This window comes from Cellulomonas biazotea, assembly GCF_004306155.1.
Lineage (GTDB): Bacteria > Actinomycetota > Actinomycetes > Actinomycetales > Cellulomonadaceae > Cellulomonas > Cellulomonas biazotea.
The window spans coordinates 1-15,874 of sequence record NZ_BIMR01000361.1 but is presented as its reverse complement, the minus strand read 5'-3'; the positions used below and the strand labels follow the sequence as shown (position 1 = coordinate 15,874).

The following is a 15,874-nucleotide window of genomic DNA, read 5'->3' as shown; positions in this document are numbered from 1 at the left end:
CCCCTGCCGCGCCCGTCCCGGCCCCCGCCGGGCCGCCGAGGTCGTCAGCTCCGGTCGAGTTCGTGAGCTACAGCTGACGACCTCGGCGTGAGCTGACGACCTCGGTGCGAGGTGACGACCTCGGCGTCGGCCTGTGGCCTCGGCGGTGGGGGATGTCGGCGGCGAGGGTCAGTAGACGAGGGCCTGGGCCGTGGGGCGCAGGGACTCCTCGACGAACACCGCCGCGCCCGCGACACGGATGCCCGGGATGACGTCGTCGGGGGTGATGTCGCGGCGCGCCGCGCACTGGGTGCACACCGTCACGGTGCCGCCCTCGAGGACGACCGCCAACAGGTCGGCGACCGGGGTGGCGTGCGCGAGCTCGAGCTCGGCCGCGCGGCCCGGCAGGGCGAACCACGCCGACTCGCCGGTCAGCCACAGGCTGACCTCGGCACCGGCCGCGACCGCCGCCGCGGCGACGGTGAACGCCTGGTTCGCCGCCTCGGGCCGGTCCAGTCCGGACGTGGTCTTGATCACGAGGGGGCGCACGTCGCTGGTCACCGGAACAGGGTAGGGGTCGGGCGTCGTTAGGATTCGGTGCATGACTGCGCTCGAGGGAGTCTTCATCGGCCTGCTCGTCGCGGCGACCCTGGCCATCGCCTGGGTCGCCGGGCTCGTCGTCTGGAAGCTCTTCAAGGGCCAGCGCTGATCCGTCGAGAGGCCTGACATGGCGTTCGTCCTGCCCGAAGGGCTCGCCCCCGAGGTGTACCCGCTCGCCTGGCTCGTCGGCCGCTGGCGCGGCGAGGGCGTCGTGGGGTACCCCGGCATCGAGGAGACGGCCTTCACACAGGAGGTCGTCATCGACCACGACGGCGGCCCGTACCTCGTCTACACGTCGACGATCCGGCTGGTCGTCGCACCCGACGACGCGGCCGCGCTCGACGGCGACGTCGACGGCACCGACGGCACCGGCGCGGCGGAGGCCCCCGACGGTCCCGGCCCGGTGTGGTCCACCGAGTCCGGCTACTGGCGTGTCCCGCCGGAGCGTCCGGACGGTCTCGACGGCGACCAGCACCCCGTCGAGCTGCTCGTCTCCGACCCGTCCGGCCACGTCGCGGTGTACGTCGGCGAGGTCGGCAAGGGTCGCATCGACCTGGCGAGCGACCTCATCGCGCGCACGGCGAGCGGCGCCGAGGTGACCGCCGGCAAGCGCCTGTACGGGCTCGTCCAGGGCGACCTCATGTGGGCGCACGACATCGCCGCGTTCGGCCACCCCATGCAGTCGTACGCGTCCGCGCGCCTGTCCCGGGCCGACGCCCCCGCGGAGGCGTGACGATGACGACCGACGCCACCGAGCAGGTCCCGGTCGCGCACGGCGAGCCCGTCCGGCACACGAGCCCGCTGCTGCAGCGGCGTGGTGCGGTCGCGGGTTCCGGGCCCGACGCCGGGGTCGCGTGGCACTACGGCGACCCGACGGCAGAGCAGCGGGCGCTGACCCGCGGCGGTGCGGTCGTCGACCAGTCGCAGCTCGGTGTCGTGCGCGTCAGCGGGCCGGACCGCCTCACGTGGCTGCACTCGATCACGTCGCAGGACGTCGCCGCCCTGCCGCCGCGCACGTCGACCGAGCTGCTCGTGCTGTCGCCGCAGGGGCACGTCGAGCACGCCGCGGGCGTCGTCGACGACGGCACCGCGACGTGGCTGCTCACGGAGACGCCAGTCGCGCTCGCGGCGTGGCTCGACCGGATGCGGTTCACGCTGCGCGTCGAGGTCGCGGACGTCACCGACGAGTGGGCCGCGATCGGCGAGCCCGTCGACGCCGAGGGCACCGCGGACGAGCCCGTGACGTGGCGCGACCCGTGGCCCGAGACCGGTCCCGGCGGCACGCGGTACGGCCTGCCCGACGACGAGCACCCGGGCGCCGACCGTGCGTGGCGGCTCGTCCTGGTGCCGCGGGAGCGGCTCGTCGAGGAGGTCCGGGCGCGCGAGGCGTCGGGCTGGCCGCTCGTCGGCACGTGGGCGTCGGAGGCCGTGCGCGTCGAGGCGTTCCGCCCGCGCGCTGCGCGCGAGGTCGACCACCGGACCATCCCGCACGAGCTCGACTGGCTGCGCACCGCCGTCCACCTGCACAAGGGCTGCTACCGGGGGCAGGAGACCGTCGCGCGGGTGCACAACCTGGGCCGGCCGCCGCGCCGCGTCGTGCTGCTGCACCTCGACGGCTCCGGGCACCTGCTGCCCGAGTCCGGCGCGGTCGTGCACGACGTCGCCGGGGACGCCGCGTCGCCCGAGCCCGGGCGTGCGGTGGGCCACGTGACGACCGTCGCACGGCACCACGAGATCGGCCCCGTCGCGCTGGCCGTCGTCAAGCGGTCGCTGCCGGTCGACGCACCCCTCGTGGTCGACTGCGAGGGCGGGGTCGTCGCGGCCGCGCAGGAGGAGGTCGTGCCCGGCGAGGGCGTGTCCGTGGACCGGCCCGCCGCGCGCGGCCCGCTGACCCGCGGCCTCGGGCACCACCCCAGCCTGTGAGCACGGCCGACGCCGGGCGCGCCCTGAGCCGCCGCGACGTCGGGCTGCTGGTGGGCGCACGCGTCCGGCAGGGGCGCTCGCGCGTCGCCGCGTCGTGGTTCCCGATCCTGCAGGCGTCCGTCGCGGGCGGGATCTCGTTCGGCATCGCGCACTACGCGCTCGGCCACCCCTACCCGTTCTTCGCGCCCGTGAGCGCCTGGATCGCGCTCGGGTTCACGCGCGACCGGCCCGTGCGGCGGGTGGCCGAGCTGACCGTCGGGGTCGCGATCGGTGTCGGTCTGGGCGACCTGCTCGTCCACCTCATCGGGACGGGGTTCTGGCAGGTCGGCGTGGTGCTGTTCGTCGCCGCGGTCCTCGCGCGGTTCCTCGACCGCGGCGCGATGCTCACGACTCAGGCCGGCGTGCAGGCCATCGTCATCGTCGGGCTGCCGTCCGCCGTCGGCGGGCCGACCGGGCGCTGGCTCGACGCGCTGATCGGCGGCGCGGTCGCGCTCGCGGTCGCGCTGCTCACGCCCAGCGACCCGCGGCGGCACACCCGGGCCCTCGGGCGGGCGGCGCTCGACGAGACCGCGGCCGTCCTGCACGTGCTCGCGCACGGGCTCGGCACCCGGTCGGTCACGGACGTGGAGGACGCGCTGGTCCGGGGTCGCGCCGCGCAGCCCGCGCTCGACGGCTGGACCGAGACGACGTCGAGCGCGCACGACCAGTCGCGGCTGTCCCCGCCTGCGCGGCGGTTCTCCGACGAGCTCGGGACGCTCGTGCAGACGTCGGTGCTGGCCGAGCGGGCGATGCGCAGCACCCGCGTCCTGGCCCGGCGTGCGCTGTCGGTCGTCGGCGCGGACGTGCCGCACACGGTCGGCGGGCTCGCCGAGCAGGTCGAGCGGACGGCCGTCGCCGTCGAGGAGCTCGCCGCCGCGGTCGGCGCCGGGCGCGATCCCGAGCGGGCGCGCAGCCACCTGCTGGCCGTCGGCGCCGCGCTCGACCCGTTCGTCCTCGCGCCCGACGACTGGCAGGCGCAGAGCCTCGTCCTGCTGCACCGGTCGCTCACCGTCGACCTGCTCGAGGCCGCCGGGGTGTCGTCGCGCGACGCGCGCGCGGTGCTGCCGGAGATCTGAGCCGCGCCGACGTCCTGCTGCGCGGCGGCCCCGTCTCGTACGCTCGACCCGTGGTCATCCGCATCCAGGTCCTGCTGTACCTGCTCTTCTACCTCGCGATCTTCGCCCTGTGCGTGTGGGCGCTGATCGACCTGCTGCGCCGCCCGCCCGCGGCCTTCACGAGCGCTGGCAAGCGCACCAAGGGGTTCTGGGGCGCGGTCGTCGGCGTGAGCACCGCCGTGGCGTTCATGGCGATCCCCGCCCCGATCGGGCTGAACTTCCTGCCGTTCCTCGGCCTGCTCGCCGCGGTCGGCGCGATCGTCTACCTGGTCGACGTGCGTCCCGCGGTCGCCCCGTACACACGACGCCGCGGCCCGCGGGGGCCGTCGTCGCCGGGCGGCTGGTGAGCGCCGGCACGCCTGCCGACGTGGCGCCGGTCGCCGCCGCGGCCGTCCCGCTCGCGGACGTCGTGCGGGGTGCGCTCGTCGAGTCGGTGCACCTGGGCCACGTCGTCGTGCTCGCACCCGACGGGTCCGTGCGGCTCGCGCTCGGCGACCCCGACGTCACCGTGTGGGCGCGGTCGTCCCTCAAGCCGTTGCAGGCCGTCGCGATGCTGCGGGCCGGGCTCGACGTCGACGGTGAGCGGCTCGCGCTCGTGTGCGCGAGCCACAACGGCGAGGACGGGCACCTCGACGTCGTGCGGTCGCTGCTCGACGACGCGGGCCTCACGGCCGCCGACCTGCGGAACACGCCCGACTGGCCGCTCGACCCCGACGCCGCGTGGCAGTGGCGCGCCGACGGGCACGGCCGCTCGCCGCTGACGCAGAACTGCTCCGGCAAGCACGCGGGGATGCTCGGGACGTGCGTCGGCCAGGGATGGTCGACGGACGACTACCTCGACGCGGCGCACCCGCTGCAGGTCGCCGTGCGCGAGGTCGTCGCGGAGCTCACCGGCGTCGAGGTCGCGCACGCGACGGTCGACGGGTGCGGGGCACCGCTGTTCTCCACGACGCTCGTCGGGCTGGCGCGGTCCTTCGCGCGGCTCTCGACGGCCGCCGAGTCGCCGCAGGCCCGGGTCGCCGCCGCGATGCGCGCCCACCCGTGGCACGTCGCCGGCACCGGTCGGGACGCCACCGCGTTCGGGTCCGGCGTGCCCGGGCTCGTCGCGAAGGACGGCGCCGACGGCGTCTACGCCGCGGGGATGCCCGACGGGTCGGCCGTCGCCCTCAAGGTGCTCGACGGGTCGAGCCGGCCTCGGGCGGCGGTGCTCGCCGCGGCCCTCGCGGTCGCGGGCGTCGACCCGGCCGTCGTCCGGCCGCTCGGCGCCACGCCGGTCCTGGGGCACGGCGTGCCGGTCGGCGAGGTGCGCGCGACCTTCGGGCCGTGGGCGGACGGGCGATGACGGCCGCGCGGCGCGGCCCGGGGGAGCGCGCGTGAGGGCCGTCGTGCAGCGCGTCACGCGCGCGTCCGTGACGGTCGACGGGGTCGTCGTCGGGGCGCTCGACCGGCCCGGGCTCGTCGCGCTCGTCGGTGTGACGCCCGGCGACGGTCCCGCGCAGGTCGAGCTCGTCGCCCGCAAGATCGCCGAGCTGCGGATCCTGCGGGACGAGCGCAGCGCCGCCGAGGTCGGGGCGCCCGTGCTCGTCGTCAGCCAGTTCACGCTGTACGGCGACACCCGCAAGGGCCGACGGCCGACGTGGAACGCGGCCGCGCCCGGTGCCGTGGCCGAGCCGCTGGTCGACGCCGTGGTCGACGCGCTGCGGGCGCGCGGGCTCGAGGTCGCGACCGGGGTGTTCGGGGCCGACATGGCGGTCGAGCTGGTGAACGACGGACCCGTGACGATCCTGCTGGAGTCGACGCCCGACGCCTGAGCGTCGCAGCGACGGGGCACGCATGGAGAAGGCCCCCCGGAGTAAGCGTCCGAGGGGCCTTCCCGTGGCCACAGGTCCCGTGCCGCCGGAGGACCGGCGGGGACACCGCTACGACAGTGCGGTTCCTGCCCGGCACCCGGCTTTCCCAGGGGCGACGGCGCCCTCGGGAGGGCTCCGGCGCCGTCGGTCCGCCGCGGGCGGGAGGACTGCGTCCGGCTTTCCGGTCCGTTGCGACCCCTGTGTCGTCGTCCACAGGTCGGCGGGTTGCCCCGTCGAGTTGGTCGCCCGTTCTCCGGTCGGCCCGTGCCCGGCAGCGTCGGTCGCGGGCGGTCGGCCCCCGAAAGGGCCTCTCACCTGCGGTTCTCGTCACTGCCGAACTCGTTGATGAAGTTCTAGTCCTGTGTCGAGGGGTGCCACAAGGGGGTCGTGGGCCCGACTTTTGTCCACCGCTCGCCCCACAGGTGCGTCCACAGGATGTGCTGGGACGACGCCCGTCGCGCACAGGGGTGTGGACAGAATTTGTGGACGAGTCGCGTGTGGTTCACCCGTCCGGGGGCACCGCCCCGGTACGCTGGGACCAGGCCCCTCGGAGTAAGCGTCCGAGGGGCCTTCGTCATGCCGAGCGCGTGCTGTGCGTTCAGGACGGCTCGGGTCCCGGGGTGAGCGAGCCCGACGGGTCCGGGGACGGCGTCGACGCCGGCGCGTTCCCGGCGACCTGGTCGAGCGTGTACCCGACGCCCGCACCCGCCCCGGCCACGAGCAGCAGCGCGACCCCGGCGAACACCAGCGACCGCGACGGCGACAGCTTGGCCATGCCCGACGCGATCTGCGGCACGAGCGCCGCCGCGGCCGCCGTCGGGACGTCGCGCGCGCCCGGCTGGACGGCGTCCTCGGTCTCGGTCGTCTCCGTCGTCGTCACCCGCACGTACTCCGCGGTGATCGTGCCGCAGCCGACCGCGATGAGCAGCAGCCCGCCCGCGCACAGCGCACCGATCGCCAGGACCCCCAGGTGGCCCGTCGGGCGGACGTCGAGGACGTGCCACACCACCGCCCCGACCGCCAGCACGAGCAGCACGCCGACGACCCAGCCGATCGCGTGCCGCGCCTCGAGCGAGCTCCGGGAGAACGCGGGCTCGCTCGTCGTCGTCCTCGTGGTCCTCGTCCGCACGTGCGCCACCACCCCGTCGTCGGCCTGGTCCGCACGGTAGACCCGGACAATCCGGGCGCGCGACCCGATGTCGGTGGCCTGCCGACCGCCGCCCCCGCAGGATGGCGTCATGCAGATCGAGGCCGTCCGGGGCGACATCACCACGCAGGACGTCGACGTCGTCGTCAACGCCGCCAACTCCACGCTGCTCGGCGGGGGCGGCGTCGACGGTGCCCTGCACGCCGCCGCCGGGCCACGGCTGCTGGAGGCGTGCCGCAGGCTGCGCCGGACGACGCACCCCGACGGGCTCGCCGTCGGGGACGCCGTCGTGACGCCCGGCTTCGACCTGCCCGCACGGTGGGTCGTGCACACCGTGGGGCCGAACTGGAACCGCGACCAGCGGGAGACCGCCGACCTCGCGTCGTGCTTCGCGCGGTCGCTCGAGCTCGCGGTCGAGGTCGGGGCGACCAGCGTCGCCTTCCCGGCGGTCAGCGCAGGTGCGTACGGGTGGGACGTCGACGAGGTCGCCGACGTGGCGGTCCGGACCGTGCGTGCCTGGGAGGCCGGGTCGGAGCCCGCCGACGAGGCGGGGCACACCCACCCCGCGGGCGTCGAGCTCGTGCGGTTCGTGCTGTTCTCCGACGCCGCGCTCGCGGCGTTCCGGCGGGCGCTCGACGCACCGCACCGCTGACCACGACGGCCCGGCAAGCCGCGCCGCTGACTGCGGCGCCGGAGCAGGCTCGTCAGGCGGTGCCGTCGAGCTCGACGATCTCCTCCGGGCCGAGGATCAGGTCCGCCGCCCGCACGGAGTCGGCGATCGTCTCCGGCCGGGACGCACCGGGGATCGGGATGACGACGGGCGCCTGCGCGAGCTCCCACGCGAGCGCGACCTGCTGCGGGCTCACGCCGTGGCCGTCGGCGACGCGCTCGAACGCGGCGAACCGCGAGCCGAGCTCGCCGGCGCGCGCGATGCCGCCGAGCGGGCTCCACGGCAGGAACGCGAGGCCGAGCCGCGCGCACAGGTCGAGCTCCGGCTGCGACGAGCGGAACGCGGGCGAGTACTGGTTCTGCACCGAGACCAGGCGGCCTCCGAGGATCTCCTGCGCCTCGCGGATCTGGTCCGGGTTCGCGTTCGAGATGCCCGCGAGGCGGATCTTGCCCGCGTCGAGCAGCTCGGCGAGCACCCCCACCGAGTCGGCGTAGGGGACCGACGGGTCGGGCCGGTGGAACTGGTAGAGGCCGATCGCCTCGACGCCGAGCCGACGCAGCGACCCCTCGACGGCCGAGCGGAGGTGGGCGGGCGAGCCGTCGACGGTCCACGTGCCGTCGCCGGGGCGCAGGTGGCCGCCCTTCGTCGCGACGACGACGTCCGAGGTGTCGCCGCCCCAGGTCCGCAGGCCCTCGGCGACGAGCTCCTCGTTGTGGCCGACCTCGCCGGGGAGCAGGTGGTAGGAGTCCGCGGTGTCGATGAGCGTGACGCCGTGGTCGAGCGCGGCGTGGATCGTCGCGAGGGAGCGGGCGCGGTCGGGGCGGCCCTCGATGGACATCGGCATGCCGCCGAGCCCGATCGCGCCGACCTGGACGTCACCGAGGGTGCGAGTCTGCATGGTCGTCATGACATCACGCCGCCCCGGCCTCCGCCGGTCCGCGGGTCACCCGACCGGTGCGTGCTCCGACGTGTCGGGGACCGGCTGGGCGTCGGCCCGGTGCGACGGGTGCGCCGGGCGGGTCGGTGCGGACGGGTCGGGACGGCGGGACAGGGCGCTCGGCCACCACATGCGCGGGCCGACGTCGAGGTTGAGCGCCGTGACGAGGATCGAGCGCACGACGAGGGTGTCGAGCAGCACGCCGAGCGCCACCGCGAACCCGATCTCCGCGAACGACACGACGGGCATCGTGCCCAGCGCCGCGAACGTCCCGGCCAGGACGAGCCCGGCCGACGTGATGACGCCGCCGGTCGCGGACAGGCCGACGAGCGTCCCGCGCCGGTGCCCGACGCGCAGCGCCTCCTCCCGGACGCGCGTCATGAGGAAGATGTTGTAGTCGATGCCCAGCGCGACGAGGAAGACGAACGTGTACAGCGGGAACGACGAGTCGGTGCCGCCGAACCCGAACGCGTACCGGAACACGAGCGCGCTGATACCGATGGCCGCGCCGAAGCTGAGGATCACCGTGCCCATGAGGACCAGGGGTGCGACGACGGCTCGCAGCAGCAGCACGAGGATGAGGAAGACGACCAGCAGGATCACCGGGATGATCAGCCGGTTGTCGGCCGCGGAGGCGCGCTGCACGTCGAGGTCGGTCGCGGTCGTGCCGCCGACGATCGCGTCCGCGCCGGGCACGGCATGCACGGCGTCGCGCACCCGGTCGACGGTCGCGTCCGCCGCGGCGCTGTCCGGCGCCGACTCGAGCGTCCCCTCGAGGTAGGCGAGGCCGCCCTGGACGACGGGCTCGGTGACGGTCGCGGGGTCGATGCCCTCGACGTCCGCGAACGCGGCCCGGACGTCCGCAGCGGCGTCGGCGTCGGCCACGACGACCACGGGCGCGCCGGCGCCGCCGTCGAAGTGCGCCGCGAGGACCTTCTCGCCCTCGATCGACGGCTGCGTGGTGCGGAACGACTCCTCGTTCGTGAGGCCGGTCGGGTCGAGCTGCATCCAGCCGAGGCTCGCGACGGCGAGCACGGAGGCGGTCGCGACCCACGTGCGCCGCGGGTGCCGGGCGACCTGGGCGCCGACGCGCGACCAGAAGCCGCGCTCGGTCGGCTCGGCGTCGCCGACGTGCGGGACGCGCGGCCAGAACACCCAGCGCCCGCACGTGACGAGCAGCGCGGGCAGCAGGGTCAGCATGACGACGAGCGCGACGCCGATGCCGACGGCCGCGACGGGCCCGAGGCCTGCGGTCGAGTTCATCGTCGCGAGCAGCAGGCACAGCATGCCCGCGGCCACGGTCGCCGCCGACGCGATGATCGCCGGGCCCGCGCGGTGCAGCGCGACGGCCATCGCGGCGTGCCGGTCGCCGTTCTTGCGCAGCTCCTCGCGGTACCGCGCGACGAGCAGCAGCGCGTAGTCGGTGCCCGCGCCGAACACGAGGACCGTGAGGATGCCCGCGCTCTGCGCGTTGACGGTCAGGTCGAGCCGGTCGGCCATGAGGTAGACGACGGCCTGCGACACCGTGAGCGCGACGACCGCCGACACGACCGGCAGCAGCCAGAGCACCGGGCTGCGGTAGGTGAGCAGCAGCATGACGATGACGACCCCGCCCGCCGCGTACAGCAGCGTGCCGTCGATGCCCTCGAACGCCGCCGACGAGTCGGCCGCCTGCCCCGCCGGGCCCGTCACGTACGTCGCGAGCCCGCCGGCGCCCTCCTCGGCGGTCGCCCGCAGGGCCTCGACGGCCGGGGCGATCCCGTCCCAGCCCTCCTCGCCCGCGTCGACCGGCACGACGACCTGCACCGCCTCGCCGTCCTGTGACGGGAACGGCCCCACGACGTCCCCGCCGAGCGCGTCGAGGTCGCCGAACGCGGCGACGTCCGCGGTGATCGTCTCGGCGTCCGCGGCGGTCAGCCCGCCGTCGCGCTCGTAGACGACGACCGCGGGCACGACGCTGTCGGGCACGAACGCCTGGGCGGCCGCGATGACCTCCGTCGACTCCGCGCCCGCGGGCAGCCAGCTCTCGGCGTCGTTCTCCTGCGCACCCGTGAGCTTGCCGGCGAGCGGCCCCAGCAGCACGGTGACGACGAGCCAGAAGCCGATGACGACGTACTTCGCGTAGCGGTGGGTGATCCACCCGGCGACCTGGGACATGGCGGGAAACCTCGCGTCTCGATGACGGGGACGACCGGTGCGGTGGTCGAGGGCGGGCACGCCGGCGCGTACCGCACCCTGCACGACGACGTTCCCGCAGAAGGGGCGAAAACGGACATCGGGGATACCCCCGAATCCTGGGTCGGGGTTCCCCCACGTGTCGACGGCCCGTTCTCAGGGTCCGCTCAGGAACCGGCGCCGACGATCCAGTCGCGCACCACGGCCGCCACGGCCGCGTCGTCCTTCGGGGAGTGGTCGCCCGTCACGAACACAGTGGTCAGGGGACCGCGGACCGTCGCCAGGTGCGTCGTGAGCTCCTCCGGTGAGCCGAACGGGTCGCGCTGCCCCGACACCGCCAGCACCGGGACGGTGACGTCCGGCAGGTGGTCGACCCGCAGCCGGTCGGGACGCCCCGGCGGGTGCAGCGGGTACGACAGCAGCACCAGCCCCGCGACGGGCAGCCCCTGCGCGACGGCCATCGACGACATCCGGCCGCCGAACGACCGGCCGCCGAGCACGAGCCGGTCCGTGCCGACGCCCAGCCGCGCCGCGAACGCCGTCGCCTGCTCCCGCAGGTGCGCGACGGCGACCTCGGGGCGGTCGGGCGCGCGGCTGCCGCGCTCGCGGTTGGGGAAGTTCAGGCGCAGGACGGGAAGGGGAGCGAGGGCCTGCTCCAGGGCGACGAGCGTGCGGTGGTCGCGGTCCGCCCCGGCGCCCGGGGTGAGGACGACACCCGCGACGTCGTGCGGGCGTCCGGCGGCGACGTCGGTCGGGCCGCTCACCGGTCGCGCCCGGTCGGTCGACCCGTGGGGTCGTCGAGCCGCGTCGCGCCGCGGACCGCGCGGACCGCCCGGTCGACGTCCTCGTCGTCGTTCCAGACGTGGAACGCGAGCCGCACGCCGCCGCCGCGCCCGGCGACCCGGCAGCCCGCCGCCGTGAGGACCGCACGCAGCGACCCCACGTCGTCGTCGGGCAGGGACACGATCGCGCTGCCGCCCGGCGGCAGGTCGACGCCGGCGCGGAAGGCGTCGGCCAGCGCCACGTCGTGCGCGCGGACCGCCTCGGGGTCGACCGCCGCGAACGCCTCGACCGCCGGAGCCGTCCCCAGCCACACGAGCCACGCGGGGGAGACGTCGAACCGGCGCGCGTCGGACGCGAGCGTCATGTGCGGCCCGTAGACCGACCGCCAGACGTCCGCTCCCGCGTACCAGCCGGCGTGCAGCGGGCGCAGCCGGTCGAGAGTCCCCGGTGCGACCGTGAGGAACGCGGCCCCGCGCGGCCCGGCGAGCCACTTGTACGCGGCGCCGACGGTGACGTCGAAGCGGCCCGCGCCGACCGGCAGCCAGCCCGCGGCCTGCGTCACGTCGCACACGGTGAGCGCACCGGCCGCCCGTGCGGCCGCGACCACGGCGTCGGCGTCCGCGACCCGCCCGTCGCGGGACTGCACGAGCGAGAACGCGACGACCGCCGTCCCCGGACGGACCTCGGCGGCGAGCGCGTCGAGCGGCACGTGCCGCACGGTGACGCCCCGGTCGGCGTGCGCGAGGAACGGGAAGACGACCGACGCGAAGTCGCCGTCGACGACCACGACCTCCGCGCCGTCCGGCACGGCCGCCGCGACGAGCCCGACGAGGCTCGACGCCTGCGACCCGACCGCCACCGCCGACGGGTCGACCCCGACGAGCCGCGCGTACGCCGTGCGCGCCCGGACGACGGCCTCGTCGTACGCCGCCATGTCGATCCGGCCCGCCTGCCACGCGTCGATCCCGGCGCGCATCGCGTCGGCCGTCGCGCGCGGCGGCAGCCCGCTGGTCGCGGCGTCGAGGTAGCCGGGGACGCGGTCGATCGCCGCCTGCAGGGCCGTGAGCGGGCCGGTCGTCGCCATCTGCCGATCGTCGCCGCTCACGCGCGGCCGCACAACGCCGTCCCCGCGCGACGGAGCGCCGAGCGGCGCGGCAAGGCGCGACGGCAGGGGGCCGTCAGCGCAGGACGGCCGCGACCGCCGCCACCTCGACGAGCGCGCCCGGCACGCCGAGCGCCGGGACGATCGCGGCGGTCACCAGCGGCGGCTCGCCCTCGCGTGCGAGCGCACCCGCGGCGGCGCCGTAAGCGGCGTTGACGTCGGTGCCCTCGACGAGCAGCACGGTGACGCCCACCAGGTCGGCGAGGCTCGCCCCGGCGGCGTCGAGCGCGGTCGTGAGGTTCGCCATGACCTGGCGGGTCTGCGCGGCGACGTCGTCGCCCCCGACGAGCGCCCCGGTCGCGTCGACGGCGTTCTGGCCGCCGACGTGGATGGTCGTCGCACCCGGCGGCACGACGGCGACGTGGCTGAACGCCGGGCTGTTCACGAGCCCGGCCGGTCGCAGGAAGGTGATCGTGTCCATCCCGCCACGCTAGGGGCGGCCTCCGACACGGTCCCGCCGAGGCGACGACCGGCGGACGGTCCGACGCTCCTGCCGACGCGCCGGACCCACGTGGGGTCAGCCGACCGGGATGCCCAGGGCCGCGCCGATGGTCCGCACCACGCCGTTGCGGTTGTTCGACGGCGCCACGAACCGCGCCCGCGCCCGGACCTCGGGGTGCGCGTTGTCCATCGCGAACGACCACCCGGCCGCGTCGAGCATCCCGAGGTCGTTGAAGTAGTCGCCGAACGCCATCGTCTGCTCGGGGGTGACGCCGAGGGCCCGCTGCACGGCGCGCAGCGCGGTGCCCTTGTCGACGGTGCGGCTCATGACGTCGACCCAGTGCTCGCCGGAGACGACGACGCGCGCCTCGTGCCGCAGGTCGGACAGGGCCGGTCCCGCGCCGCTCTCCGCGCGCCCGAAGTCGTACACCGCCACCTTGAGGACGTCGTCCTCGACGGCGCGCAGGTCGTCGACGACCTCCAGCAGCGCGTAGTACGGCTCGCACTGCGCGAGGAACGCGTCGTCGGACCGCTCGACGTACGCCGACCGCTTGCCGCACAGCACGGTCCCGACGTCGAGCCCCGCGGCGGCCTCGGCCCGCACGACGTCGACCACGTCGTGCGCGGTCGCGGTCGTCAGGGTGTCGGCGCTGAGCTCGGCGCCGTCGCGCACGACGTACGCGCCGTTCTCGGCGACGTAGACCAGGTCGTCGCGGCCGAGCTGCGCGCGCAGCGTCGCGTACTGCCGCCCGCTCGCGGGGCACACGGTCACGCCGCGGGCCAGGAGCGTGTCGAGCAGCGGCCAGAACGACGGGTGGATGCGCTTGTCGTCGTCGAGCAGCGACCCGTCCATGTCGAGCGCGACGAGACGGACGTCGGGGACGACCCCCAGGTCGGGCGGGTCGAGGACGGTGTCGGGGTGGCTCACCCGCCCCATCCTCCCAGGCCGCACGGCGGCGGCTACGGTGCCGGGGTGGGCTGGGTCGAGCACGTCATGTTCTGGCACGTGTACCCGTTGGGGTTCACGGGCGCCCCCGTGCGCGGTGAGCACGACGCCGCGCCGCGGCTGCGGCACCTGGAGGGCTGGCTCGACCACGTCGTCGACCTGGGCCTCAACGGGCTGCTGCTCGGGCCGGTGTTCGCGTCCCAGTCGCACGGGTACGACAGCGTCGACCTGCACCGCATCGACCCGCGCCTGGGCACCCTCGACGACTTCGACGCGCTCGTCGCCGCGAGCCACGAGCGCGGTGTCCGGGTCGTGCTCGACGGCGTGTTCAACCACGTCGGCGCCGGCCACCCGTGGGCACGACGGGCGCTCGCGGAGGGCCCCGACGGGCCGTACGCCCGCTGGTTCCGCATCGACTGGTCGGACCCGGCCGCCCCGCGCTTCGACGACTTCGAGGGGCACTCGTCGCTCGTCGCCCTCAACCACGACGAGCCGGCCGTGGCCGACGCGGTCGCCGACGTCATGACGACGTGGCTGGACCGGGGCGTCGACGGGTGGCGCCTCGACGCGGCGTACGCGGTGCCGCCGCGGTTCTGGGCGGGCGTGCTGCCGCGCGTGCGGGCCGCGCACCCCGACGCGTGGTTCGTCGGCGAGGTCATCCACGGCGACTACGCGGGGATCGTCGCGGAGTCGGGGATCGACTCGGTCACGCAGTACGAGCTGTGGAAGGCGACGTGGAGCAGCCTGCTCGACGGCAACTTCTACGAGCTCGACTGGGCGCTGCAACGCCACGCGGAGTTCCTCGCGACCTTCCTGCCGGCGACGTTCGTCGGGAACCACGACGTCACCCGCATCGCGAGCCGCGTCGGGCAGGAACGGGCCGTCCTCGCGCTCGTCGTCCTCCTGACCGTCGGCGGCGTCCCGTCGGTGTACTACGGCGACGAGCGCGGGCTCACGGGGGTGAAGGAGGACCGGCTCGGCGGCGACGACGCGGTCCGCCCGGCGATGCCCGCGACGCCCGCCGACCTGCCGCCCGACGGCGCGTGGGTGCAGGACGTGCACCGGGAGCTCGTCGCGCTGCGCCGCCGCCACCCGTGGCTGGTCCGCGCGACGACCGAGGCCGTCGAGCTCACGAACACCCGGTACGTGTACGCGGCCCGCGCGGGCGACGACGTCCTGCACGTCGAGCTCGACGTGACCGGCTCGCCGCGGGCGACCGTGCGGGACGCGAGCGGGGTGCTGTTCACGTTCGGCCCGTGAGCGTCGTCCGGTTCCGGGCGACCCGTCGCCGTGCGCGTCCGGGCAGTCGCGTGCGGCTCGTAAGGTCCGGCCACGTGCCGGACATCTAGGGGTGTGACGGTCATCGACATCGACGCCAGGGGGCGGGCGGCCTTCGTCGCGCTGTACCGGGAGACGTACGCCCGGGTCGTGCGCTACGCCGCCCGGCGGGTCGGTCGCGGCGCGGACGCCGAGGACGTCGCCGCGGAGGTGTTCCGGCTCGCGTGGGCACGCGCGGCGCGGGGCGAGCCGGTCGGCACCGGCTGGCTGTTCGTCACGACGGACAACGTGCTGCGCAACCACCACCGGGCCGAGCGACGTGCCGGGCGGCTCGCCGCGGCCGCCGCCGACGCCGGACGCGGCGGGGACGGGACCGCCGACGCCGCGACGGACGACGCGACGGCCGAGCGCGTCCTCGACGCCCTCGACGCGCTCGACGACGCGACCCGCCGCCTGCTCGTCGCCCGCTACTGGGACGAGCTCAGCGGCGCCGAGATCGGGGCGCTGCTCGACCTGTCGCCGTCGGCCGTCTGGGTGCGGCTGCACCGCGCCCGCAAGGCCTTCGCCGCGGCGTACGCGTCGGGGCCGCCGCACGACGAACCGCAGGACCGACGCCCGGGAGGACAGCCATGAACGACACCGGCGGACTGATCCGCGCCGCGAACCCCGTCCCGGAGGACCGCTCGACGGCCCTGTCCGCGCGCGGTAGCGCCGAGCTCGCGGCGCTCGTGCCGGACGTCGCGACCCCGACGACCACGGCCGCCGCGGCCACGCCGCCGGGGTCCGGCCCGCGCCGGCCGACGCCCCGCCGCACCGGGCTGCTCGTGGG

At 75.8% G+C, this 15,874-nt stretch carries 18 protein-coding genes; 10 read left to right on the top strand and 8 right to left on the bottom strand.

The features are described from left to right. Positions 1–168: 168 nt before the first annotated feature. Positions 169–540, bottom strand: a complete 372-nt coding sequence (locus CBZ_RS18615; protein ID WP_218022814.1) for a DsrE family protein — start codon at positions 538–540, stop codon at positions 169–171. Between the two features lie 166 nt (positions 541–706). On the opposite strand from CBZ_RS18615, the gene CBZ_RS18610 reads away from it, so the two are divergent. The 6 genes from CBZ_RS18610 to dtd are packed head-to-tail and all read left to right on the top strand — an operon-like array spanning position 707 to position 5,467. Next, the gene (locus CBZ_RS18610; RefSeq protein ID WP_130782952.1) at positions 707–1,312 is read left to right on the top strand and encodes a heme-binding beta-barrel domain-containing protein; all 606 of its coding nucleotides are present in this window, start codon (positions 707–709) and stop codon (positions 1,310–1,312) included. Between the two features lie 2 nt (positions 1,313–1,314). Beyond that, a complete protein-coding gene (gene ygfZ, locus CBZ_RS18605) occupies positions 1,315–2,502 on the top strand; it encodes a CAF17-like 4Fe-4S cluster assembly/insertion protein YgfZ (protein ID WP_130782951.1) in 1,188 nt (395 codons plus the stop codon). After that, the gene (locus tag CBZ_RS18600; protein WP_246013538.1) at positions 2,499–3,617 is read left to right on the top strand and encodes an FUSC family protein; all 1,119 of its coding nucleotides are present in this window, start codon (positions 2,499–2,501) and stop codon (positions 3,615–3,617) included. Before ygfZ ends, CBZ_RS18600 begins: the two co-directional genes overlap by 4 nt. 50 nt (positions 3,618–3,667) lie before the next feature. Then, positions 3,668–4,003, top strand: a complete 336-nt coding sequence (locus CBZ_RS18595) for a DUF2516 family protein (RefSeq protein ID WP_130782950.1) — start codon at positions 3,668–3,670, stop codon at positions 4,001–4,003. Further along, positions 3,997–4,998, top strand: coding sequence for an asparaginase (locus CBZ_RS18590; protein WP_246013539.1), 1,002 nt, complete (start codon positions 3,997–3,999; stop codon positions 4,996–4,998). The genes CBZ_RS18595 and CBZ_RS18590 overlap by 7 nt, the downstream gene beginning before the upstream one ends. Before the next feature lie 31 nt (positions 4,999–5,029). Beyond that, on the top strand, positions 5,030–5,467 hold the full coding sequence (dtd, locus tag CBZ_RS18585; RefSeq protein WP_130782949.1) for a D-aminoacyl-tRNA deacylase: 438 nt from the start codon (positions 5,030–5,032) through the stop codon (positions 5,465–5,467). 637 nt (positions 5,468–6,104) lie between these two features. Here dtd and CBZ_RS18580 read toward each other — a convergent pair. Next, a complete protein-coding gene (locus tag CBZ_RS18580; protein ID WP_130782948.1) occupies positions 6,105–6,635 on the bottom strand; it encodes a hypothetical protein in 531 nt (176 codons plus the stop codon). 109 nt (positions 6,636–6,744) lie between these two features. Here CBZ_RS18580 and CBZ_RS18575 point away from each other — a divergent pair, with 109 nt between their 5' ends. Beyond that, a complete protein-coding gene (locus tag CBZ_RS18575; protein WP_130782947.1) occupies positions 6,745–7,305 on the top strand; it encodes an O-acetyl-ADP-ribose deacetylase in 561 nt (186 codons plus the stop codon). Positions 7,306–7,357: 52 nt separating this feature from the next. Here CBZ_RS18575 and CBZ_RS18570 read toward each other — a convergent pair whose 3' ends face one another. The 6 genes from CBZ_RS18570 to CBZ_RS18545 all read right to left on the bottom strand — a co-directional run bounded on the left by CBZ_RS18570 (position 7,358) and on the right by CBZ_RS18545 (position 13,749). Next, the gene (locus tag CBZ_RS18570) at positions 7,358–8,221 is read right to left on the bottom strand and encodes an aldo/keto reductase (protein ID WP_130782946.1); all 864 of its coding nucleotides are present in this window, start codon (positions 8,219–8,221) and stop codon (positions 7,358–7,360) included. Positions 8,222–8,266: 45 nt separating this feature from the next. Beyond that, positions 8,267–10,417: an MMPL family transporter gene (locus CBZ_RS18565; RefSeq protein WP_130782945.1), complete on the bottom strand. Its 2,151-nt coding sequence runs from the start codon at positions 10,415–10,417 to the stop codon at positions 8,267–8,269. Positions 10,418–10,602: 185 nt separating this feature from the next. Next, positions 10,603–11,199: an alpha/beta hydrolase family protein gene (locus tag CBZ_RS18560; RefSeq protein ID WP_130782944.1), complete on the bottom strand. Its 597-nt coding sequence runs from the start codon at positions 11,197–11,199 to the stop codon at positions 10,603–10,605. Continuing rightward, complete coding sequence (locus CBZ_RS18555; protein WP_130782943.1) at positions 11,196–12,302, bottom strand: aminotransferase class V-fold PLP-dependent enzyme; 1,107 nt, start codon at positions 12,300–12,302, stop codon at positions 11,196–11,198. The genes CBZ_RS18560 and CBZ_RS18555 overlap by 4 nt, the downstream gene beginning before the upstream one ends. Before the next feature lie 94 nt (positions 12,303–12,396). Next, positions 12,397–12,801: a RidA family protein gene (locus tag CBZ_RS18550; RefSeq protein WP_130782942.1), complete on the bottom strand. Its 405-nt coding sequence runs from the start codon at positions 12,799–12,801 to the stop codon at positions 12,397–12,399. A 96-nt stretch (positions 12,802–12,897) separates the two neighbouring features. Continuing rightward, a complete protein-coding gene (locus CBZ_RS18545; RefSeq protein WP_246013537.1) occupies positions 12,898–13,749 on the bottom strand; it encodes a Cof-type HAD-IIB family hydrolase in 852 nt (283 codons plus the stop codon). Between the two features lie 45 nt (positions 13,750–13,794). Here CBZ_RS18545 and CBZ_RS18540 point away from each other — a divergent pair, with 45 nt between their 5' ends. The 3 genes from CBZ_RS18540 to CBZ_RS18530 form a co-directional block, all read left to right on the top strand. After that, entirely contained in the window at positions 13,795–15,027 is a 1,233-nt protein-coding gene (locus CBZ_RS18540; RefSeq protein WP_130782940.1) for an alpha-amylase family protein, read from the top strand. Between the two features lie 93 nt (positions 15,028–15,120). Further along, entirely contained in the window at positions 15,121–15,678 is a 558-nt protein-coding gene (locus tag CBZ_RS18535) for an RNA polymerase sigma factor (RefSeq protein WP_130782939.1), read from the top strand. Continuing rightward, positions 15,675–15,874 (top strand): hypothetical protein (locus CBZ_RS18530; protein ID WP_130782938.1); only part of this gene is annotated, 200 nt, incomplete at its 3' end. The genes CBZ_RS18535 and CBZ_RS18530, both read left to right, overlap by 4 nt.